The following is a 21,207-nucleotide window of genomic DNA, read 5'->3' on the forward strand; positions in this document are numbered from 1 at the left end:
TATACCGGGAAAGGCGGTTCATTTCACCATATGGTTACGAGGGCAGAGCGAAGCGACACCCTCAGAGAGTTTTTTGTGCAGATATAAGTGCGTTCATATAACGGCTATCATTTAGGCTAAGTGCATTGTTATAAGGATTTCCGCCAGATTTTTTAGTTAGAGAAGTTGGGGACGCCGGCAGTTCTACACTAGCGGTATTAGTAATAAGTCCGATTTCTTTGGCACGAATAAGGGTTGTTTCGGGGCTCGTATTGAAATAGTGGGCAACCTTAATCAGGTCATTCGTGGCAAACAAAGTCCTGAAGGCTGATTCAGGCATTAAAAAAGCGGCCGTAATTTGATTGATATGACGTTCTTCTGTGAGATTGTTATCTCCGTCACGCAGTAATTCATCGGATCCATGGAGTATGTGAATAAATTCGTGAACCAGTGAAAAAATGCGGGCAGTGTACGTATCCTTCTGGTTAATAAAGATGAGCGGAGCATAATCGTCAAGTAAAACGAAAGCACGTAGTTCCTTTATGTTCAAAGGTCGGTTGGTGCCCAAACCGGCATTTCCCTTTTGCATGTTTAAAATACCAATCTGAGCTAGTTGACTTCTCAAATTATTAAATAGTTCCCTTGGACTTTGAAAGTGATGTAAAGTGAGAAAATTAGCGATTACATTTGCGGTTTCAGCATTATCGAAACCCTTGGCGCTGCCGATTAAAGATAATTTATTTGTGGCAGTGCCACTCTCTTCTTTAAACCAGGCTTGCTTACGCTTCATTTCATAAATAATATCACGGACAGTTAAGCTGACCTGCGCAGGTGCATTTTTTTGCGTACGAAAGGCCAATCGGATATCATCCGGTTTCGGTGGCAGTTCTAAAAGAAGGCTACCAAATGGGATATGCAACCTGGTGGCAAATAAGCCAAGCTGTTTGGCAGTAGGCTGAAGATATACAGAAGAATCGGGTTGGAGCCATTTAGATGTTGCTGTAACTTTCTTTTTAGTTTCTTCACTGAGATCAGTAGTGGAAAAAGCCCATTGAATTAAGCTATGCTTGACACGTATTCGCGTAACTCCCATTTTGTAAGCCTCCTTTCTGTTTTACAGTCATTATACCTGAGTCCAGATTGAGCCGCAAAGTTAAGGATTGGGGATTGTGAAATTTGGAAGGGCACACGGATTGTTTGCCGACTAGTGGAGACAATGAGCGTCGGGTTAAGGACCGGCTGGAATAGAAATACTGGCGTTCCAACAGTCGGCGGACGGGTAGTTATGGCACCCGCAGCGTGATGCGTGGTATGGAAAGGCCTTCTAATTTACGCCTATTTTCTATCACATGGTGGCGGAGAACAAGTCATAGTAAAAAGCCGTAACGGTCGACCACCAAATGGGAATAGTCGACCGTTACGGCTGCTTTAATCTGTTATTTTCCAGTTTCAGCCAGTTCGAGTAGGCGTTTCCGGAGGGCATCGTCATATGCGGTCAGGTAGAGACCATACTTGCCGCGCTTCATTAACACGTTGAGGACGTTGGCGATGAACACCTTATATTCGTCACGGGTGAATTGCATGTCCTTGCGCTTCTTGAAGATTTCCTTATGCGAATACTTTTCGGGAATAATGGTCATGGTGTCGGTCTGCGGATCATAGCCAAACGAAGGACCGATAATCATCCCCACATAGTTCAGGTCGAAGCCTTGAAGCGTGTAAATGGTGCCGACCTGTGTGATAGAACCTTCACGCTTTGCCCAGTGTGTTCGTTGCGGGTCCCACTCGTCCCAAGGCAGATTGAAGCTGTCCATTTCGACGTTGTGGCGGCCATCGATCCGGGGAAAACCAGAGGTGGCAACAACGCGGCTCATGCCGTATTCCTTGTTGCGTTTCTTGATGTTTTCGAAGAGCTCGCCAGCGGTATCGAACATTTTAAACTCGAAATCGCTGTTATCTGGGAAAGGTTTCAGCGGTTTTTCGGCGCTCAAATCGTCCATCCAGGCCACTTGTTCGTCACTCGCGACCATTCGGTACTGGAAGTTCATGTCAAACGACTTATGGGGGTGTGCTCCGATTGTCTTGAAAAGCAGGTCCTTGTCCCAGTACATCTTGGACTGGAAGACTTGTTCGAAGTCATAGACGACCACGACCACTTTAGCTAAATTCATCAAATCGGTCAGCTGATTTTGGCCGCGATAGTGCGCGTAGGGTTCCGACTTGGAGTAGAGCAAGTGCGCTTCGTCGACAAAAATGATGTCGTACTTCTTGTTGTTCTTCTGCGCGTAGTTAATCAAAGAAGTTGGCCGGCGAATGTCATTAACCTTCATATTTGGAATTGACTCAGCGAGGTCTTGGTAAGCCTTATACAGTTCGGGATGGTTGACGACTAGAGAGGTCTTGTAGCGATGATCGGTCATGTACTGGCGAACCAGCTCCATCAAAACGACCGATTTACCGGTTCCCGCGGCACCTTGGATAATGGCAACGGAAGATGTATCACCGGTCAGGCCCTGCTTGATGTAGCTATTGATGTTCGTGATAACGTTTTTTTGATCGTCAGCAAGGTCGTCGACGAAAAATTGTGCTTTTAAAATTTTATTCATTCTGGAACTCCTTATGCAATCATTGTTTTAGCGTTAGCGGCGAGAAAGTCGTCTGTGGAAAAAGCTACTGTTCATTATAGCAGGTAAATGCGGGGGTGCTGGAAATTATTGAAAGTTGTGGGGTGAAGGGATCACACTCCGGCTGAGATTGTGTCCGTTGATTTCAAACGTTAAAGCCTAGATAGACGCTAGAGTCAACATCAGTCAATAGCGTTTCTATAGGCATGATCAACGTCGATTTCAGGAGACTGAACTATAAGCCAAGTGGGGTGGTGGTAGATATGGAATCAGGCACGTCGTTTGCACCGTTCCAGCCTATATCTACCGGCCGGTAAGGCGATGACTGGACGACGTCGCCTAATTTTCGCCCAGTATCGCTGTTCTAACAGTCACAGTAGTTGTTTTGAAGACTGCTGACACTATTGCTAACGAAAGAGTGGTGGGGTATGGTTTATGAGTAGCATGACTAATTATGAGACAGTATCTTTAGGCTAATTGTGAAAGGTTGGGAGTAGTCATGAAACGTCAAGAAATTATGAATCTTCTTCGTTGGGCGGCCGTTGCTGATGCACTCGGCGTTCCCGCTGAAATGAGAAAGCGTGGTTCCTACCCAGAGATTACAGCGATGCAAGCGAGTGGTTTTTGGCAGCAACCGGCTGGAAGTTGGTCAGACGATACGTCGATGACGCTTTGTTTACTGGAAAATCTGACCAGTGGCGGAGATTATGACGACATGATGCAACGGCTTGAGAGCTATATGCGGTATGGGACGAATACACCTCGGGGAGAGATATTTGGTGTTGGTCGGACGTGTGCCCATGCAGTTCGCAATTATGCGGTCAATCAAGTGACGCCGCTAGCATGTGGGGACGCCTCACCAGAAGCCAATGGGAATGGTGCGTTGATGCGCATTGCGCCCTTGGCGGTTATGCTCCAGCACGAATCGAGGCTAGCCCGCCGCTTTGAATTGACGCATGACTATACGGTGTTGACACATCGACACGCGCGTTCTGTGGTGGGGAGCTTTATTCTTCTTGAGTTACTGCATCGCATACTTAATGGGCAACATTTGGGACAAGCGCTAGTGACGGCAGGACCTGCTTTGACCGTGTTTTTAAAAGGAACGGCGTACGCTGCGGAATTGCCATATTATCGGGCACTATTTGCTACCGATTTCAGTCAGCTGCCAGCAGAGGCGATTCGAACATCCGGATATGTCGTGGATACTTTAACGGCGGCGGTCTGGTTAGCCTTGACGCAAAAGACGCCTAAAAAAGTGATTTTAAAAGCGGTTAACTTTGGTGGCGATACGGATACCATTGCGACGGTAGCGGCTTCCCTAGTGAGTGCTGAACAGCCCACTGTGCCGGTTGACGCCGAGTGGTGGCGGCAAACATTAAATTCAGAGTTGTTAGATCAGAAATTTTCGGCATTTGCAGATAAATTCGCTGAAGTATCGTAATGTTTTGAAATTGATGGCAATCAGTATTTCCGTGAATTGACGGATAGATTTGGCCTGACACAAGAATGGTATGATTTCCGCACGGTTGCCTATCAGCGCATTGCTAACGACTGGTGTCAGGATAACCAGGTTGAACTGATTGCGGACTAGGTAAATGTAAATGGTCTCTCTGTCTTGAGTTTTTCTCAAGTTAGAGAGACCATTTTTAAATTTTGAATTTGATTAATGGGTATGGTGTGTAGTGGGTTTAAGCAATGTAACGTCCTTTAGTTGTGTCCAACGGGTCTTACCATGGGGACTTTGAACGGCGACATAGGTTTTGATTTTACCGTTGACACTGATTTTGGCTTGTTTAAGTATTTTCCACTTGGCCTTTGGATGCAGACCGGTTTTACCAGTTTTGCCGACTTTGTGCTTCAGGTGAAGATCGAAGAAGTAAGCGCGATGAGCCTTCAAGTGAACAAACTTAGCGTGTTTGAGTTTTTTGACGGAGACGATTTTTACTTTAGTCCGCCGAGATTTTTGCGGTTTAGGTTGGGTGGCGGTTGTATCAGGCTGCTGATTGGTTGCTACCGGTTGAAGCGTTGGCTTGGTGGCGACTTCAGGTTTTGAAGGGGTGGCTGGAATCTGTGGCTTAGGCGTAACTGGCTTTGGTTGTGCGGGATTCACAACGTTAGGGGTTGAAGGCTTTTCGGTTGGCTTGGTCATCCCAGAAGAGACTAAGTATTTCGCCTTCAGAGCGGATTGCTGAGTTGAATCGAAGTTGAGACCGTCTTTGCTAGCGATGTAGTTTTTCATACTGCCAAACTTCTCATCGATCTGACTAAAGTAAGTTTTAAGCCAAGCATAGTCGACCTGTTTGTCAACGTAGTTATTGGACATCAAGTAGTCACTGATGATGTCTTGATTACGCATGCCTAAGATCGACATTAAAATGACCGTTGCGATTCCAGTTCGATCATTACCATGTTTACAGTGATAGAGGACGGGACCTTGTGCGGACAATAAGTCAGTTAGGAAGGCGTGGTAGCCGCTTAGTGCCGTTGCACTAAAGGCGATTGAGCCCCCATTTGCACGATTGTAGTGTTCAACACCAGAAAAGTTATCATCATCAGCTTGTGAATAAATAGAGTCGTCTTTGGAACGGGTTTGACCAATATTTGCATCGACTTTTGTGAGATGAGCTTCTGCCGTGCGTAAATCGATAAGTAACCCAAATTTATAGGCCTTAAGTTTAAGCACATCCGCGGGACTGAGTTTTGTTAACTGTGCTGAACGAAACAAGGTGCCAGGTTTGATCATCTTAGTTTTATCTTGAGTCAGATAACCACCTAAATCACGGGTATTCGCATTGTAACCCTTTTTATCTTTTGATAGCGCAAGGCGTGAACCTGGTTGCCCGGTTGCTGGTACGGTAGGGGTTGCCATGGTTGCTGGCATCTGCTCACCGTTCATCAGGGGCGCTAAATCCGGATCGCCTGAATTGACGCCGTTAGCTGCCAGTTGGGCAGTCGGCACGGTTGCGGCTAGACTGGTGACGACCGGCGTTCCCATACCGAGTAGTGTCATGGTTAGCAAGCTGAGACTTAAAGTACGTTTTAGATGATGAGTCATCGAAATCCTCCAGTAAGCGGTACGCGTATTTTGACTACTGGTTTAAGAATAGCGGACGGACGTAAGGATTTGATGGCCAGCGGGTATGACTTGTGTAAATAATTTATTTATTTTATTTTGAAACCGGATTCGTATGATTAAGGCGCTAGGAACCGTCCTCAAACTATTTCAAGAGAATCATGATAGTGTGCAGATGTACAAGGTGGATAGAAAGATGGTGATCAGAATGGTCATTTGGATTCAGTTCAAAAGGCAACCTAAGCGTGTTTCACATGAAACATTCAGTGGTGACATAAGCCAAGTCGGGTTTGGCCGACTGAACCGAGTCTTTGTGTCAATTTTCTCACTAGAAGGCATACTTAGAAGAGTTAATCTAAACCAAAAATAGTAGCCACTAATGATAACGTTGTGGGCTACTACTTTCTAAATTATTTGAAGCAAAGGTTGAAAACCAAAATGTTCACCCTACTCTTGCGACAGTAGAGGTTATCACCGCTAAAATAGTGGAAAACAGCCGCACTCCGGCTGCCAGGGATTCCGCTTGCTGCGGGGAACGCTTCCAGCTCGCCTGAAAGTCGCCAAGATAAATTCTAGGACATCATATTAACCAAACTGGTCAGCCAAATCATGAACCGGGACTTCAATTGTCATGTCGGATTCCGGGAAGGCGGCACATAGATGAATGTAACCGAATTTTTGATCGGCAGTGCGGCGATAGTCGACGGCTTTAGGCGTATTCACGCGACCTGAGATAACGCGCGCGCGGCACCAGCCGCATTCGCCACTCCGGCACGCCGATGGCACAACGATTCCTGCGCGTTCTAAGGAGACGAGGAGGGGTTCGCGCGTATTGGCCGTAACCGTCTGTTGCGTGTCTTGAATTTTGACGGTGATGGTGACCGTTGCCGGTATCTTGGCGGTTTCTTGGGGTTGGGGGACCTGACCACTGAGTTCCTGGCGGAGGCGACCACCCGGCAAGTGTAGCGGAGATACCTGCTGCGTGACGTATGCATTCAGAGCGTTTGGTCCACAAACGAAGATTGACGTATGATTTAAGTCAGCATATTGCTGCATTAAATCTAGCGTAATCAGGCCATGTTCATATCCTGGATAGTGCTCGTCACTCAGCACGTTTACCACTTTTATATGGTCACTTTGCTTGGCAAGTTGCGCCAGCTCAGTCCCCAGTAGAATATTGTCGTGTCGTCGACTGCCATAGAGAATCGTCAAATCAAAACTCTCGGTCCCGTCAACGATAGCGCCCGCTAGAGCGAGAAACGGGGTAATGCCACTGCCACCAGCGATTCCTAAAACGTGGGATTGGTCGCGGAATTGGTTATAGGTCAATGTTCCCATTGGTCCTGAACTCTCAACCGTTGTGCCGACCTGCCAGTGGTCGAAGATGTAGGGTGTCACGAAACCTTCTGGGACCAATTTGATTGTTAGGATGTAGCAATCGTTGTGGGCATCTTGTGGCGTCGACCGGAGTGCGTACGCTCGGGTCACACGACTGTTACCAATCGCGAAGCGCACGGACAAGTACTGGCCAGCCTTGAAGTAGGCCAAATGTTGCGTCCCCCTGTTCGGATTGGGTTTCAGGTAGAAGCTTTTTGCGTTCGGACCGTGATCAACGACCTTGGTGATACGTAAGTATTGGGTTTCTGGATGTAATTTAGCTGCTAAGTCGTTAATTGGATAATGTTTTGGCAACGGCGTCGTTGCGCCCGCCTTGAAGTGGGCCTGACGTTCGTTGAGTAAGTCAGTTAAAGGATTTGTCATTGTACTGTCGCCTCCTGATTAAGGTTACTGGTTGTCATTTTTGCTGCGAGATAGCCGGATTGGTAAGCAGAACTATAGCCATCCATCAAGAAACCCGTGCCACCGCAGAAATGTAGATTGGGGATGGGCTCATCTTCGTCCTTTAGACTCAACGCCCGGGCCATCATTTGATCCCATGGCTGGCCATAGTAACCGTAGATTTCCCCCTGTGGACCGCGAAGGTAGCGGGCAAAGGTTGCCGGAGTCGCCACTTCAATTTCTTCAATCGCGTCACGAATCTTAATGCCCGTCGCCGCTTCATATTTAGCAACAATGCGTTCGGTCAGCTGATCCTTCAGTTGCGGATAATCTGCTGGCGTGACATCGTTCCAGCTGGGGCCGTCGAATAACTGGGTCGCATATAAAATGCTGGTTCCTTTTGGCGAGCACGCGGGTTCGGCAATGTTTAAGCAATTCATAATCATAAAGTCATTGTCGGTCAGGTGCTGCATGTCCTGATACTGTTGCCGGGAATCCCAAGTGTGATCGATGAAGGTGCTGTAGTCGGTGATACCCAGTTCTTCGGCCGATTTGTTCATCCCCAGGTAGACCAAGAAGCCACTGGTCCCGAGTTTTCGAGCATTTACCTTCTTTAGCTCACTTTGGGGAACCTCGTCTGGCTGCAGGAGGTGACTGTAAACGGTATTGGGATGCAAGTCGGCAATGACCTGTTTGGCGTAGAGGGTTTGATGGGCGGTCTTGACGCCCACGACGGCCTTGTTCTTTACGATCAGTTGTGTAGCTTCCGTGTTGAACCAGGCTTCGCCACCGTTATCTTGCAGGGACTTGATGAGGGCACTCGAAATTTCATGGGAGCGGTGCCGCGGAACGTACGCTGAGAGCGCGACGTAGGAAACGACCATGGACGCAAAGTAGGCAAACTCAAATTCGTCGCCCGGAATGCCGATGTAGCACCAATAAGCCATCAAAATTTCCTGAGCCTTAGTCGATAAGCCAAGCGCGTTCAAAACTTCTTGGTAGGGCTTGTGGCCGTACTGAACGAATTGGGGATGATCTTTAGCCAGAGTTTCCGGCGTTGATTTTGTCGGATCATTGAAGAGTTCCTGAAAAATCGCGGTGCTTTCAGTTGCTAGGGCAAAGAATTTTTTGACCGCGTCTTCGCTACCGGGAGCAGCAGCGTTCAACGCTTGGATAAACGCCGGAATCCCTGTCGGCATGCGGACATCAAAGCCGTCCTTACCGGTATTAATGATCCGATAGGCGTCGGGCACTGGATCTAACTGCACATCCAGATTCAACCAGTCAAATAGGTGGCGGATGCCACCAGGCTGGCCTGCTGGACCATAGCTGGCTAATTCGTGAAGTGAGGGTTCAAATTCAAAGCGACCCCGCACAAAGCTAGTGGCTGCCCCACCAGGCAAGTTGTGGCGTTCAAGTAAAAGCACTTTTTGACCGAGCTTTGCCGCTGTGGCAGCAGCGACCAACCCGCCATTACCCGCGCCAATCACGATTACATCGTATTGTTCTGACACTAGAATGACCTCCTTTTTGTGAAACCTAACCGATTAACAAGTCTATTATTACGGGGATACCCACGGTTGTAAACGGTTTCACGAGGCGTATACTGAAATATGGTGACAATTGTGGTTGTGGTCTGTGGCCCAACCAGAACCAGGAGGTCAAGTATGCAATTCCAACCGATTAAAATCACTAATGAAACGGCACAGATGGTCGCCCAATTTGAGCAGGCTATTTTAACCGGTCAGCTAGCTATTGGCGAACGCCTACCAAATGAGCGTAATTTGGCTCAGTAACTTCAAATTGGCCGAGCCAGCGTCAACCGAGGATTACAGGAGCTATCTCGTTTAGGATTTGTTACGGTCAAGCCGCGTCAGGGAAACTTCATTGCCAATTATAATGAGAATGGAAATTTGGAAACGCTGAATGTGATCATCAACTTTAATGGGGGAACCTATCGGCCGTCACTCCTCTGTTCGATTTTTGCGACGCGTCGGCTATTTGAGAGCGATATGATTATGCATTGCGATGATTCCGAAAAGTTGTCCGCAGTCAGACGTGCTTTGGCAAGTGTCAAGACGGCAGATACGGTTGCTGAGCAATCCCAGAAGATTTTTGACTTTTACCATCAGATTGCTATCGCATCAGGCAATGCGGTCACACCGCTACTCATCCTCCATTTTCAGTCGATCTATCTGACACTTGGTCACTGGCTGTTACAGAGCGGCTATGGCACGGCGCTAATTCACCAAATGGATGCTATGTTGGCGGTATTGTTAGTTGGTGAACGGGATACTACACGGCAGTTGAATGATAAGCTGATTGATTTCTGTTTGACAAGTTTATTACCGGATTAAATTGCAGCGTGCTAGCTATGAATTTAGGTCAAAGTTAATCAGGGGTCATGACACAGCTATTAGGAATAGAATAGTAAAACGCCAGTCATCATTCTCATTTTAGAGGTGATGACTGGCGTTTTACTTGAATTTGTAGTTGGCTATTACGGTAATAATGTCTGAGCTTGTGGCAACCAGGGTGCCAATACAAGGTGGTCTAGTGACACAATTTGATTTTGTCTGAGGTAGACCAGTTGGAAAGTTTGATTGTTGAGATAGAGCTTAACGTTGTCGACAAGTTTAGAAAATGTCGGCAGATTGGCCAGGGATTGTTGGTAACGTTTCAGAATTAAGTCTTCGGGAATACCGTGACCACCTTTAGCAACTCGAGATTTAACCCGTTGAATCGCAACTTGGGGGGAAGAGACAGTAACGTATAGCAAGCTTACTTCGTAGTTGTTCGCATGTGCTTCAGTAATTATCTTTTTTAAGGCGTAACCATTTCCTGCTAGGGTTGTTTCCATGTGAATACTAGTGCCCTGCGCTAAAGCATCATGTATTTCCCTCAGCTCCTCACGCATGGAACGCAAATTGTCAGTGTTATTGTGCCAATCGCCATTTTGGTTTTGAAGAATTTCATCCGCATTGATGCGATGTGTGTTGGCGAACAACTCGTGATTATCTGTATATAATGTAGTTTTACCAGCGCCATTTACGCCAGCAATGACAATAAACGTCGGACGATCCATTAGCGGATAAACTCCTTTTGAGCGATAGTTTTCTTTTGTCGCTCGGCAAGCCGATAGTTATAGAGTGCCAAATAGACAGCTTGTTTTGAAGGGTCTTTTTCATAAGTAACACCATTTAAAAGAGCTGTCATATCAAGCTTTTTTGCAGTGGACAAAACACTAGAAATATCTTCTTTAGACAATAGAATCACCAACTTCCTATGTTGATAGGCTAATTATAGCGTATTTTATCGAATGCGTGACGCGTAATGCCTGTTTGTTTAAGATTCAAAGAGGGGTGTCAAACCACACCTACTATGCCTGTTGTAGCAACAATATTGTGGCTGAAATTAGGTAGCATTGTCCAGCCATCGGCTTACCGGCCGGCAGATATGGGCTGAAACGGGACGAATACAACTTGAAATCTCGATAGTACCGAGTAGCCAAGCTTGGTTTTCTACTAAGGTAATGGGGAAACTCCCCCACTACCTTAGTAGAACGACGCACCTGATCCCATATTTTACGTGGTTATCCTGAGGCAGCATGCGGTTATGCCTATAGAAACGCCATTGATTTAGGCCTAAACTCGAGTATCCATTTGGAGTTCAGCGTTTTTAAATGGACGTGTACAATTTGAGCCGGAAGCCGTTCTTTGGCTGGAGGTGCTCCCCACATTAAGTGGAACACTGGTAGTCGAAGGGGAGATTTTTTTCACTAATTTGGCGGTGATAATCCGTACCGTCGCGAGAGTAATGCGAACATTTTAATTTTCAGATTGGACGCAATAAAAGTGAATCCCCAATTTTTCATAAGCTGGAAATTCACCTCAAAAAGTCTATTAAAGCAGCATCAGTTAAGTTCGCAAATACCCTTTCTCCTGGCTCACAGCCAATTGACCGGCCAAGTTTAGGTAGTTATAGGTGTCGTTAAAGTTTGGCGAGAACAGCATGTCTAGGAAGGCCAGCTGATCGATCGTGCCGTTGTTTTGAATCAAAGCGGAGACCGTATTGGCCGCCTGGGAGACGTCATGCTCGCACATCAACTGGGCGCCTAAAATCTTTCGGGTATTGCGGTCATAAATTACTTCTACCGTGACGGGGTAGGCATCTGGCATGAACTCTGGGCGGTAGGGACCTTGGTAGACCGCGCTGGCCGCATTGAGTCGGGCCGCTTTAGCCGCCGCTAAGGTCATGCCGGTGCAGGCAACCGTATAGTCAAAGATCATCATGCCAGTCGTAATCTGCGTGCCAATCGTCCGCAAGCGACGCTCAAAGGAATTGATGCCGGCTAGAGCACCTTGCCGAATTGCGTGCGAAACTAGCGGTGCGTAAGCGTTTTCACCTGTTGGATTGTAGTGACACATGGCGGCATCACCAGCCGCTAAAATATCCGGGTCAGATGTCTGCATGTAGTCGTCCGTCAATAGAGCACCATTCTTGGCCATCTTGACTTGGCCCTCCAACAGGTCAGTTTGGGGAATCATGCCGGCACTGATGGCCGCCATATCCACTTCATAATCCTGACCATGTTCCGTGTTGATTAAGAGCTTGCCATTTGAGGCGTCCTTAAAGGCCGTCACCTGCGTATTGGTCAACACGTGAACGCCGCGATCCTGCAACACAGCAGCCACTTTTTCAGCCACCAAGGGTTCAACGTACGCATTTAACAAATGGCTTGGCCGTTGAATCAGGAGCACCTCGTGTCCCGAGGTCGCATAGCCTGAGGCCAGCTCAACCCCAACATATCCCCCACCAATAATGGCGATACGTTTGGAATCCGTCGCGTAATCGCATAAATCATGGGCTTGGTCATACGTCTTGCACAGTTGGACCTTGGCGTTTTCAATCCCTGGGATGGCTGGAATCGCGGTAATCGAGCCAGTGGCCATAATTAATTTATCATAGGTCGTGGTCGTCAGCTTTTTCGTCAATAAATCCTGAACTAGCAGCGTGTGGGCCTTGGCGTCAACCCGAACAACATCATGGTTGACTTGCATGTTCACGCCCTGTTTCACGAAGTCCTCGGGATCAGCGTAACGGGCGTCTTCAATGGTTGGAATTGTACCTTCAAGTTGTAAATAAGAAGCGCAAGATAGATATGAAATTTCAGACTGACGCTCATAGACAGTAATGTCTGCTTCGGGGTAATAGGTCAATATTTCTTTGACGGCGGCAATCCCCGCATGGGTGCAGCCAATAACGACAGCTTTCATAGGATTAATCATTTCTTTCCGCTATTAGTTAACTTAGTATAACATATAATTGGCAAAGACAACGCGGGTCAAACAGTTTAGGGGGTCACTTTTGTAAAATTGAGCATTTCTTTCTGTCATTAATTAACCTAGTATAGTGTACTACGCTCAAAGTTAGTTATGGATAAATAGTTAAGGAGGAACGCTTATTGACACCAGTTTATCGATTCTTTGTTCAGCCACAGATTGATACCGCCACGAAGACGGTTTTTGGCTACGAACTTTTAATGAAGCAATTAACGCCGGAAGGGTGGCGGCTGCCAAAATCATTTGTGGATATTGACCCGCAGATCACAGCCGACTTACTCGTTGAAACGACCCGTGTTTTGTCGCTAAAGGTGCGTTATTGTTCGGTCAACGTCAGCCGGGAACAGCTGATGACGACGCCGATCGCCAACGCCATCATTAAGAGTCAAGAACAATTGTACCCGACAAAATTAGTGGTCGAATTGACTGAAGATGACGGCCCGCAGGAGTATCAGACCCACGATCTGATCCCTCAATTGCAGTCCTTTTTGGATCGCGGTATGGAGCTATCACTCGACGATGTCGGCACTGGGGATAATTATTTTTGGGAAATTGAAGAGCTTTTGCCATTGGCTTCCGAAATCAAGTTTGCGCTACAGAACTTTAACCAGCAGTTCAAGGACCCTAACATCCAGCAGAAAATTCGTTTTTGGCGCGCTATCAGTGCAGAATATGGCTTACGGATGGTCTTAGAGGGAATTGAAGATCAGGATGACAATCGCTTAAGCAAGCGTCTTGGTATCAGACTCAAGCAGGGCTACTATTTCAGTCGGCCCCAGTTGCTCCGGTTACCAGAGGATACCTATTCGGCATAGTGTAAGAGACACAGCGTATGAGTAGCCGCGTCGTGAGAATTGCATAGAGATAAAACATTCCGACACTGGAGACAGCTGTCGGATTTTTTGTCGGGTTAAAAATGATAAGGATCATTAATAATTAGATGGTCGACGTGAATAATTGCGTTGACCATCCTTTGTTATAACCGATTAGTTAACAGGTGTTAATCCTCTAACAATGGGTTTAATGATGACATAAGTAGTAGTTAGTAAATATAATTTACATTTGCAATGGTATTCGGACGAAAATGTAAGTATAATATAAATAGACAGGTATTGGAAAATGTAACCTTTAATAAAACAAGGAATTCTAATACGGATAAGTCTCTATAGATGCTAATTTAATAGGCTTTATAGTACGGCATAGACGCAAATAAGTGGCTCTATAGTCATTATAATAATTACAGTATAAAATAAAATCAACATTAATAGAGCCTTTGAATGAACGATTTGGAGCACCCACCAAGTTCTTGGAGGCAGGCAACGGATGATCACCTGAACGTAATCAGTGGGTTTAGCAACCTGTGGGAAGGAAGGGTTGGACGATGAACAAAAAATGGCGTGTGCTTTTTATAGCAATTTTAGAGGTAGTGGTGTTGGGGCTGGGTGGGCTCCAGGTGGCACATGCCGCAACTACGACCACCGTTCCTGGGAAGGGGACACCGAGTGCCAGTGCCACTAGTGTCATGGGTGTGTACATGAATACCGGGTTTAGCTTGCAGCCGGAGGATCAATACGTTGTTATCAATAAGGCGACAACGCTGACAACGGCAACCGGGCATTCGGTACTTGATGCCATTAATTTATTGGCGAGTGATCATTTTCAATGGTATAGTTCAGCTGACAAAGGCGCCACTTGGGCGAAGGTGACTACCGGCATTACGGCTAATTTAACAGTCACACCGACGACGCTTGGAACGACCTACTATCAACAGAGTTTCCAATACTACTCGGGCCTGATGCCACCGATATTGGGAGCGACGACTTATTATTCGCGGGTTGCCGCCGTAACCGCTGTTGCTGCACCTATCCCAGCAACGAAGCTGGATGTGACGGCTGCCAGTGACTATCTATACAATAATCAGTCCACAGCCATGACCACCACCGTCGACGCTACGCCAACACCTGCTGATGCGACGGGTCACGTGACGTGGGGGAGTGATAATACGGATTTGGCTAGCGTCGACAGTACGACGGGGGTCGTTACGGCAAATACCAGTGGTAAATCAGGTACTGTGACGATCACGGGGACCATGACTAATGATGATGGTTCGACTGTTATTGGCAGTACCAAAATCACTATTGGTGGCGGATTGAATGACCAGACTACTGACGAGGGGAAGACGGCCACCTTTGACATTCAAGGGGACTTTAATGGAGACCCAAGTGCCATCGTCTGGCACAAGGTCGATTCATCTGGAAATGATACGGTCGTGGCAAGCGGCACTGATCGCAGCTACACGACACCGGTGACGACCGCGTCTGACGACAAGGCAACCTATTATGCGGTCCTGACAATGGGAACTGGAACAACGGCCAAGACAATAACGACGAACAAGGCAACGCTAAACGTCACGATCAACCGGACCCCTAACGTGACAGTTAAGACTAGTGTGGAGAATTTGACGGATAATTCTGGCAATACGGCCACCGCCGTTACGAATATCATAAATGGTGACACGGTTAAAATTTCAGGGACTGTGACGGAAAATAACGTCAATTCTAATCTGAATGATGCCGATTTTTTATTGAAAGTGCCTTCAAATATTAATAATACGATACTTACAATAGATGGTAAAAACCACAGCTATTATCCGGCGTCAATCGATGGCGAGTCCTACATTGTTGCCAGTGGACTTAATTTTGGGGATCAGAAGAGCCACACTTTTTCATTCCAATTTGATTCCATGGAAACGGAGAATATGACTGCGATAACTAAAGTTGAGTTTCAAGGCTATGACAGCAGTAATACGATGCTGGATACCTTTAGCGGCGACGATATTACCCTAGGCTTCACGGATGGGCAGTTACAAGCCACGGCACACGATGTGGACTTTGGTACGCTGACCTACGATAACGTCAATCGGGAGGTCACGGGAAATGTCGTTGATGGCGACGACCTGCTATCCGTTACGGATAATCGGCGGGATAAAACGGCGATGAACATCACGTTGCAGCAAAAAACGCCATTTAGCGATGGGAGTCATGATATGGCAGCGACGCTGAGCTATGACGATGGAGACGGACTGCTCCCATTGTCGACTGATGCCCAGATAGTTGCTTCAAGCACGGCTGACGCGCCGGTGCCTTCACTGGGAACTAGCACTGGGGCATCACTGAAATTAAGATTAGCGAACGCGGGTATCGTGCCTGGAAATTACGTGACAGTTTTAACCTGGACGATTACGGATGCACCATCGTAGGCGGCTTAAAATGGTCACGTAAGAGTGAAAATTCTAAAATACGACTAATGGACGGTTGTAACACCGATACTGCGGTTAAAGTTAGGCACCGTCGGCCAGTCATCGACGTACCGGCTGGCAGATATAGGCCGGAATGGGGCAATCACTTCTCCTAATTTAGGGGGTGCCGATAGCTACTGTCACAAGAGTAACGTGAATAGTTTGGCCTTCAAATGGTCACCATTAAATTGGTGGCCATTTTTGAGGACACATAAATGTTTCATGTGAAACATTCTCGGTTGTCTGTGCGACAAATGGTTGGCAATTTCCGTTAGTCGGCGTAGGGGGCAGTTTAGTTTGAGAGCCATTTCATGGTATGATTAGTGAAAACTTGTAAACCGTTAAAGGAGAAGTCAGTCATGGCAAAAACAAACGAAGTTGATGCGTTATGGCCCCAGTTTTGCGCGTCAGATCAGTATAAATCAATTGCTGATATTCCGGCCGAATATATTGAAATGTGTGTACAGCAGTTCGGTATGATGATGCAGACAATGTATTCAAGTTCCTTAGCACAATGGAATATTGTGGATGTTCAGCAGGCCTTAACAATGTTAGGTGACACGGCAACGTCAGATTCCGATCCAGAGGCTGGCGAAACTTTACGGGTGACCTATGACAGTATTCAAATGTTCATTGAATTTATGGTGGTTAATCGGAAGACCAATATTACACGTCAAGAATACAATCAATTAGCCAGTAATTTAGCTGAAATCGTTGCTGACATGCCGGATGACGATTCACTTGATGAAGATCTATTTGATACTGATCCGTTTGATGACGATTACTATGATGACGGTTTGCCACAATGGCAGCAATACACGGCTGACGACATTAGCAGGTACACGGCTGAGTGGATTAGCGCTTATGTCGCCAGTCCAGACTGGAAGAAGCGGCCAAAGGGGGTCACCGAAGATTTCCTACGCACCGCGCTCGATACGCTATCTGAAGAAGGCTATAACACGTATCGTAAAACACCTAGGTCCTGGAGCAAGAAGGCAATCGTCGGCGTTTTCTCCGGCTACTTTGTCTCCAATGTCACGTTGGAACCAGAAGAGTATGCGCTGGTTGCACCAGCGTTGTGTGCGCTATTGGGCTTTGTAGGTCAGCAGGGGTGGCTCAATGGCAATAAAGTCAGCACGTATCAACGTCAAATAACGGCTGCTGCGCCAGATATGATCAAGCGGGCACAAGACCCCAATAATTACGGCACCGCCAAACGCACCTGGCGCCAAATGGCTGCAGAGGATGTTGATATAAATGATCCCCAAGCCGTGCAGCAGTTTATGGATAAAATCAACGCACAGGGTGGTTTGGATAGCCTATATGAGGGTGGTAATCGACTACCAAATGGGTTAGATTTATCGGCAGATGAAACTGAAATGGCCTTAGAACGCCCCGCAACGCTCAAACTGGCTGCCGAGGGCTGTGATCCAGATACACACCAGGATTTCTTGAAACAACAACACCTTCCAAAATCCGCAGGTTGGCAGAGAGCAACGGCAATCAAGGTTCATCAAATCGGTGTTCAGGCCGGCGTTCGTCTCTGGCTGACCCGTCAAGATTATGACCTGCCAACGTGGATGAAGACCGCAACTGATTGCATTGCTAACGCTTATGATATTGGTGACCTTTTTTACGCACAATATGGAACAATACCTGCGCAATGGACGACTGAGAGTTGGCAAGAGTTTGGTGCGTGGTCTAAAGAGGGGCAAGCGGCATATCAGGAAAACGGGCACTTTTTTGCTATTGTGATGCAGATGTTGGTTGCTAACGATGATCTCGACGCCAAACAGGCTAAGGCGTGCGCGGATGCTTTCTTTGGTAAAGTAGCCAAGCGTGAAACCGGTAATGTGATCTCAATGAAAGATGCCCGTAAGTTATTGAAAAAGAAGAAGCACAAGAAATAAGAAAGGGATCCTGGCGATGAAACGAATCGTAGCGGGCATTATTGCCCACGTTGATGCGGGGAAGACGACGTTATCCGAAGCATTACTTTACCGTGCTGGCGCCGTACGGCAGTTGGGACGGGTAGATAATGGTGATGCCTTTCTGGACTCGGACGACTTAGAAAAACAGCGCGGCATCACGATTTTCTCCCACCAAGCCAGCCTACAACATGGTGATCTGGACTTAACGTTACTAGACACCCCGGGCCACGTGGATTTTGCTTCCCAAACAGAGCAGGTCTTCAGCGTCCTGGATTATGCCATCCTGGTGGTTTCGGCCACCGACGGCATTCAAGGGTACACGCGCACGCTCTGGCGCTTGCTGGCGCACTACCACGTGCCGACCTTTATCTTTGTAAATAAAATGGATGCACCGACTGCTGACCGCGCTGGCGTATTAGCCCAGCTGCAAGACGTCTTCTCAGCGGGGTGCATCGCATTTGGTGACGCCGATGGAAACACCGCCATTCCGGCCGATGCGACCGAAGACATTGCCATGCAAAATGATGCGGTTCTTGAGCAGTATCTGGATAGTGGTGAATTGACCGACGACGCAGTTCGCCAGATGATTCGACGGCGTGAAGTATTCCCCTGTTACTTTGGGGCGGCTTTGAAATTGGCGGGGGTCGACGCCTTTCTCGCGGGTTTGGAACATTGGACGCAAGCGACTGAATACGCGACTGACTTTGGCGCCAAGGTCTTTAAGATCTCCCACGATGACAAGGGCGAACGGCTGACGTGGTTGCGGTTGACCGGGGGCCAGCTGGCCAACAAGGCCGTTATCTTAGGCGAACAAAAGGTTAATCAGCTCCGGGTCTACAACGGGACGAAGTTTACCATTCGCCAGTCAGTCACGGCCGGCGAGGTCTGCGCGATTCCGAATTTAACGGACACGCACGCCGGTCAAGGACTTGGTACCGCGCAGGATGCGCCCAAGCCGGAGATTCAGCCCGTCCTGACCTATACGTTGGATCCGCAGGGCCATGATAGCCATGATTGTCTCCGTATTTTGCGGGAGCTGGAAGATGAGGATCCACAGTTGCACGTGACTTGGTCCAGTCATCTGCAGGAGATCCGGGTGCAGATCATGGGTGCCGTTCAGTTGGAAATTTTACAACAAATCTTACACGATCGTTTCCAGCTGGATGTCAGCTTTGGTGAGGGGAGTATTCTCTACAAGGAGACCATTTCTCGGCCAATCGAAGGTGTCGGTCACTTTGAACCGCTACGCCATTATGCGGAGGTACATTTGCTGATGCAGCCGGCACCACGCGGGAGTGGGTTAACGTTTGATGCCGACTGCTCCCTGGAGATTCTGGGGAAGAACTGGCAACATCAAGTGCTCTCTAACTTAGGCGCCAAGGAGCACCTCGGCGTTTTGACGGGCGCACCACTGACCGACGTAAAAATGACGTTGGTGACTGGTCGTGCCAGTATCGTCCATTCGGTCGGCGGCGACTTTCGCGAGGCAACGTGGCGGGCAGTTCGTCAGGGCCTAATGATGTTGCAACGGCAGCATGCCTGCCAATTATTAGAACCCTGGTATCAATTTCGGTTAGAGGTTGGTCAAGACCAAGTTGGGCGGGCTATGAATGACATTCAGCGGATGAGTGGTCGTTTTGATGCATCGGCCGAAGCGACGGCTACAGCGGGGATGACGACGTTGACGGGGACAGCACCCGTTAGCGAGATGCAGGACTACTCGCAGGAGGTTCAGGCTTACACGCATGGTCAGGGACAGTTGGAATGTCTGGTCGATGGCTACCGGCCATGCCACAACGCCGCGGAGGTCGTAGCGGGCGCGGATTATGATCCCGTGGGCGACCTAGATAATACGCCAGGTTCCGTCTTCTGTGCGCATGGCGCTGGCTATCCGGTGCCATGGGACGATGTGCCAGGGATGGCCCACGTAGAGTACGCGTATACGCCGGAAGCTTTGGCAGCGCTAAGACCGGAGACAGAGGACTAAATGAATTCGTTTAATAATTAATTATTAGCTATTAATCGCTAAAGACAACATTTAATAACAAAAAAGGAGCCTGGGAAAAATCCCAGACTCCTTTTGTACGTGTGCGGTTACTTTTTCTGTGCTTCCAGCCAGGTTTCCAGGCTAGAACTGTGGTCGATCAAGGTGTTGTAAATTTCAAATCCAGGTAGAATTGTGGCGTCAGGCGCTAGCTTACGGATACGGTCGACACTTTGGCCAAAGCCACTCCCACCATTCGTGCAAAAGGGGATGATATTCTTGCCACTCAAATCATGCGTGTCCAAGAAAGTACGGGACACGGCGGGCAGGTTGTTGCTCCAAATGGGGTAACCAAGGTAGATGGTGTCGTATGCGCTAGTATCTACCGTCGTTGAGAGGTCGGGACGTAGGTCGTTGTCGCGTTCCTGGTGCCACCGGGTCATCTTTTCTTCGAATGTGTCTGCGTAAGGTTCTGCTGGGATGAGCCGTTCAATCGGAAAATTAGTCGTTTCGGCTAACCGTTTCGCCACCGTTTCTGTATTGCCAGTGGTTGAAAAATAAACAATAAGTGCTGACATATAAAGTCTCCTTTACTTAAGTCATTTAAGTTGAATTAAATGTTCCAATAAATGCAAGGAGTGGTAACTAGTAACGGCATAACTAGGTAATCCTGTGATGCATTTTTGCATACGGCTATCCAGAAAGCCACACTGATACCAGTCCACGCCATTTCAGGAGGGCGTGGCGTCATTAGCCGGTTTAGCACCAGTCAAAGACCACGTTGCTTCATTCTCATAGTACAACATTATCAGCGGATAAGCCAAAAAAACTCGGACGATTTCCGTTTTTTGAGACCTAATGACTAACTAAGTAGCTGAGTACTGAGTTAGTCAAACGCGGCGATTAGGGGATTGGCCGTCTGTTGACGACTAATAGTTAAGGGCTGGGAAAAATTTTATGCGGGCAAAAAGAGTCTAGGACGAACCCCAGACTCTTTTGGTATCTCCGAATTTACATTGCTAAAATGTGGGATAAGAGGCAGCTGACTCCGCTTAAAACTGCTAGCTGAAGGTTGAAAGTCAAAATGCTTATTCTACTCTTGCAACCGTAGAAATTGTCACCGCTAAATTAGTGGTACTGGTCGCACTCCGGCTGCCAGGGATTCCGCTGGCTGTGGGGAACGCTTCCAGCTCG

16 protein-coding genes are annotated in these 21,207 nt (G+C 47.7%); 7 read left to right on the top strand and 9 right to left on the bottom strand.

The window, feature by feature from the left end; translation table 11 throughout:
* Window positions 1-61: 61 nt before the first annotated feature.
* On the bottom strand, window positions 62-1,072 hold the full coding sequence (locus EKM89_RS07490) for an ImmA/IrrE family metallo-endopeptidase (RefSeq protein WP_125687220.1): 1,011 nt from the start codon (window positions 1,070-1,072) through the stop codon (window positions 62-64).
* A gap of 343 nt (window positions 1,073-1,415) precedes the next feature.
* On the bottom strand, window positions 1,416-2,585 hold the full coding sequence (locus EKM89_RS07495) for a DUF2075 domain-containing protein (protein WP_125687222.1): 1,170 nt from the start codon (window positions 2,583-2,585) through the stop codon (window positions 1,416-1,418).
* Window positions 2,586-3,102: 517 nt separating this feature from the next.
* On the opposite strand from EKM89_RS07495, the gene EKM89_RS07500 reads away from it, so the two are divergent.
* Complete coding sequence (locus tag EKM89_RS07500; protein WP_125687224.1) at window positions 3,103-4,047, top strand: ADP-ribosylglycohydrolase family protein; 945 nt, start codon at window positions 3,103-3,105, stop codon at window positions 4,045-4,047.
* A 222-nt stretch (window positions 4,048-4,269) separates the two neighbouring features.
* Here the strand turns inward: EKM89_RS07500 and EKM89_RS07505 are convergent, their stop codons facing one another.
* The 3 genes from EKM89_RS07505 to EKM89_RS07515 all read right to left on the bottom strand — a co-directional run bounded on the left by EKM89_RS07505 (window position 4,270) and on the right by EKM89_RS07515 (window position 8,972).
* The gene (locus EKM89_RS07505; RefSeq protein ID WP_125687226.1) at window positions 4,270-5,661 is read right to left on the bottom strand and encodes a tyrosine-protein phosphatase; all 1,392 of its coding nucleotides are present in this window, start codon (window positions 5,659-5,661) and stop codon (window positions 4,270-4,272) included.
* A 603-nt stretch (window positions 5,662-6,264) separates the two neighbouring features.
* On the bottom strand, window positions 6,265-7,440 hold the full coding sequence (locus EKM89_RS07510; RefSeq protein WP_125687229.1) for an iron-sulfur cluster-binding domain-containing protein: 1,176 nt from the start codon (window positions 7,438-7,440) through the stop codon (window positions 6,265-6,267).
* Window positions 7,437-8,972: a phytoene desaturase family protein gene (locus EKM89_RS07515; RefSeq protein WP_125687231.1), complete on the bottom strand. Its 1,536-nt coding sequence runs from the start codon at window positions 8,970-8,972 to the stop codon at window positions 7,437-7,439. Before EKM89_RS07515 ends, EKM89_RS07510 begins: the two co-directional genes overlap by 4 nt.
* Window positions 8,973-9,125: 153 nt before the next feature.
* Here EKM89_RS07515 and EKM89_RS07520 point away from each other — a divergent pair, with 153 nt between their 5' ends.
* Both EKM89_RS07520 and EKM89_RS07525 read left to right on the top strand, forming a co-directional pair.
* Window positions 9,126-9,254 carry a GntR family transcriptional regulator gene (locus EKM89_RS07520; protein WP_164510539.1) on the top strand — a complete coding sequence of 43 codons (129 nt, stop codon included), beginning with the start codon at window positions 9,126-9,128 and terminating at the stop codon, window positions 9,252-9,254.
* 117 nt (window positions 9,255-9,371) lie between these two features.
* Window positions 9,372-9,815, top strand: coding sequence for a hypothetical protein (locus EKM89_RS07525; protein ID WP_164510540.1), 444 nt, complete (start codon window positions 9,372-9,374; stop codon window positions 9,813-9,815).
* A gap of 143 nt (window positions 9,816-9,958) precedes the next feature.
* On the opposite strand, the gene EKM89_RS07530 is transcribed toward EKM89_RS07525, so the two are convergent.
* From EKM89_RS07530 to EKM89_RS07540, 3 genes are all read right to left on the bottom strand, one after another.
* Window positions 9,959-10,543: a zeta toxin family protein gene (locus EKM89_RS07530; RefSeq protein WP_125687237.1), complete on the bottom strand. Its 585-nt coding sequence runs from the start codon at window positions 10,541-10,543 to the stop codon at window positions 9,959-9,961.
* Window positions 10,543-10,725 (bottom strand): hypothetical protein, encoded by a 183-nt coding sequence (locus tag EKM89_RS07535; protein ID WP_125687239.1) that lies wholly within the window; start codon window positions 10,723-10,725, stop codon window positions 10,543-10,545. Before EKM89_RS07535 ends, EKM89_RS07530 begins: the two co-directional genes overlap by 1 nt.
* A 650-nt stretch (window positions 10,726-11,375) precedes the next feature.
* A complete protein-coding gene (locus EKM89_RS07540; protein ID WP_125687241.1) occupies window positions 11,376-12,734 on the bottom strand; it encodes an FAD-dependent oxidoreductase in 1,359 nt (452 codons plus the stop codon).
* A 188-nt stretch (window positions 12,735-12,922) separates the two neighbouring features.
* Here EKM89_RS07540 and EKM89_RS07545 point away from each other — a divergent pair, with 188 nt between their 5' ends.
* From EKM89_RS07545 to EKM89_RS07560, 4 genes are all read left to right on the top strand, one after another.
* The gene (locus EKM89_RS07545; protein WP_125687243.1) at window positions 12,923-13,615 is read left to right on the top strand and encodes an EAL domain-containing protein; all 693 of its coding nucleotides are present in this window, start codon (window positions 12,923-12,925) and stop codon (window positions 13,613-13,615) included.
* Between the two features lie 566 nt (window positions 13,616-14,181).
* Window positions 14,182-16,059, top strand: a complete 1,878-nt coding sequence (locus EKM89_RS07550; protein WP_125687245.1) for a hypothetical protein — start codon at window positions 14,182-14,184, stop codon at window positions 16,057-16,059.
* A 398-nt stretch (window positions 16,060-16,457) separates the two neighbouring features.
* Window positions 16,458-18,008, top strand: coding sequence for a hypothetical protein (locus EKM89_RS07555; RefSeq protein WP_125687247.1), 1,551 nt, complete (start codon window positions 16,458-16,460; stop codon window positions 18,006-18,008).
* A 16-nt stretch (window positions 18,009-18,024) separates the two neighbouring features.
* The gene (locus tag EKM89_RS07560; protein ID WP_125687250.1) at window positions 18,025-20,016 is read left to right on the top strand and encodes an elongation factor G; all 1,992 of its coding nucleotides are present in this window, start codon (window positions 18,025-18,027) and stop codon (window positions 20,014-20,016) included.
* 107 nt (window positions 20,017-20,123) lie between these two features.
* Here the strand turns inward: EKM89_RS07560 and EKM89_RS07565 are convergent, their stop codons facing one another.
* Entirely contained in the window at window positions 20,124-20,591 is a 468-nt protein-coding gene (locus tag EKM89_RS07565) for a flavodoxin (protein ID WP_125687251.1), read from the bottom strand.
* Window positions 20,592-21,207 lie beyond the last annotated feature (616 nt).

Origin of the sequence: Levilactobacillus fujinensis (assembly GCF_003946335.1) — a bacterium.
GTDB lineage: Bacteria > Bacillota > Bacilli > Lactobacillales > Lactobacillaceae > Levilactobacillus > Levilactobacillus fujinensis.

Coding starts and splice junctions, on each gene's coding strand:
- EKM89_RS07490 (WP_125687220.1), bottom strand. CDS start 1,072: ATGGGAGTTACGCGAATACGTGTCAAGCATAGCTTAATTCAATGGGCT.
- EKM89_RS07495 (WP_125687222.1), bottom strand. CDS start 2,585: ATGAATAAAATTTTAAAAGCACAATTTTTCGTCGACGACCTTGCTGAC.
- EKM89_RS07500 (WP_125687224.1), top strand. CDS start 3,103: ATGAAACGTCAAGAAATTATGAATCTTCTTCGTTGGGCGGCCGTTGCT.
- EKM89_RS07505 (WP_125687226.1), bottom strand. CDS start 5,661: ATGACTCATCATCTAAAACGTACTTTAAGTCTCAGCTTGCTAACCATG.
- EKM89_RS07510 (WP_125687229.1), bottom strand. CDS start 7,440: ATGACAAATCCTTTAACTGACTTACTCAACGAACGTCAGGCCCACTTC.
- EKM89_RS07520 (WP_164510539.1), top strand. CDS start 9,126: ATGCAATTCCAACCGATTAAAATCACTAATGAAACGGCACAGATGGTC.
- EKM89_RS07530 (WP_125687237.1), bottom strand. CDS start 10,543: ATGGATCGTCCGACGTTTATTGTCATTGCTGGCGTAAATGGCGCTGGT.
- EKM89_RS07540 (WP_125687241.1), bottom strand. CDS start 12,734: ATGAAAGCTGTCGTTATTGGCTGCACCCATGCGGGGATTGCCGCCGTC.
- EKM89_RS07550 (WP_125687245.1), top strand. CDS start 14,182: ATGAACAAAAAATGGCGTGTGCTTTTTATAGCAATTTTAGAGGTAGTG.
- EKM89_RS07555 (WP_125687247.1), top strand. CDS start 16,458: ATGGCAAAAACAAACGAAGTTGATGCGTTATGGCCCCAGTTTTGCGCG.
- EKM89_RS07560 (WP_125687250.1), top strand. CDS start 18,025: ATGAAACGAATCGTAGCGGGCATTATTGCCCACGTTGATGCGGGGAAG.
- EKM89_RS07565 (WP_125687251.1), bottom strand. CDS start 20,591: ATGTCAGCACTTATTGTTTATTTTTCAACCACTGGCAATACAGAAACG.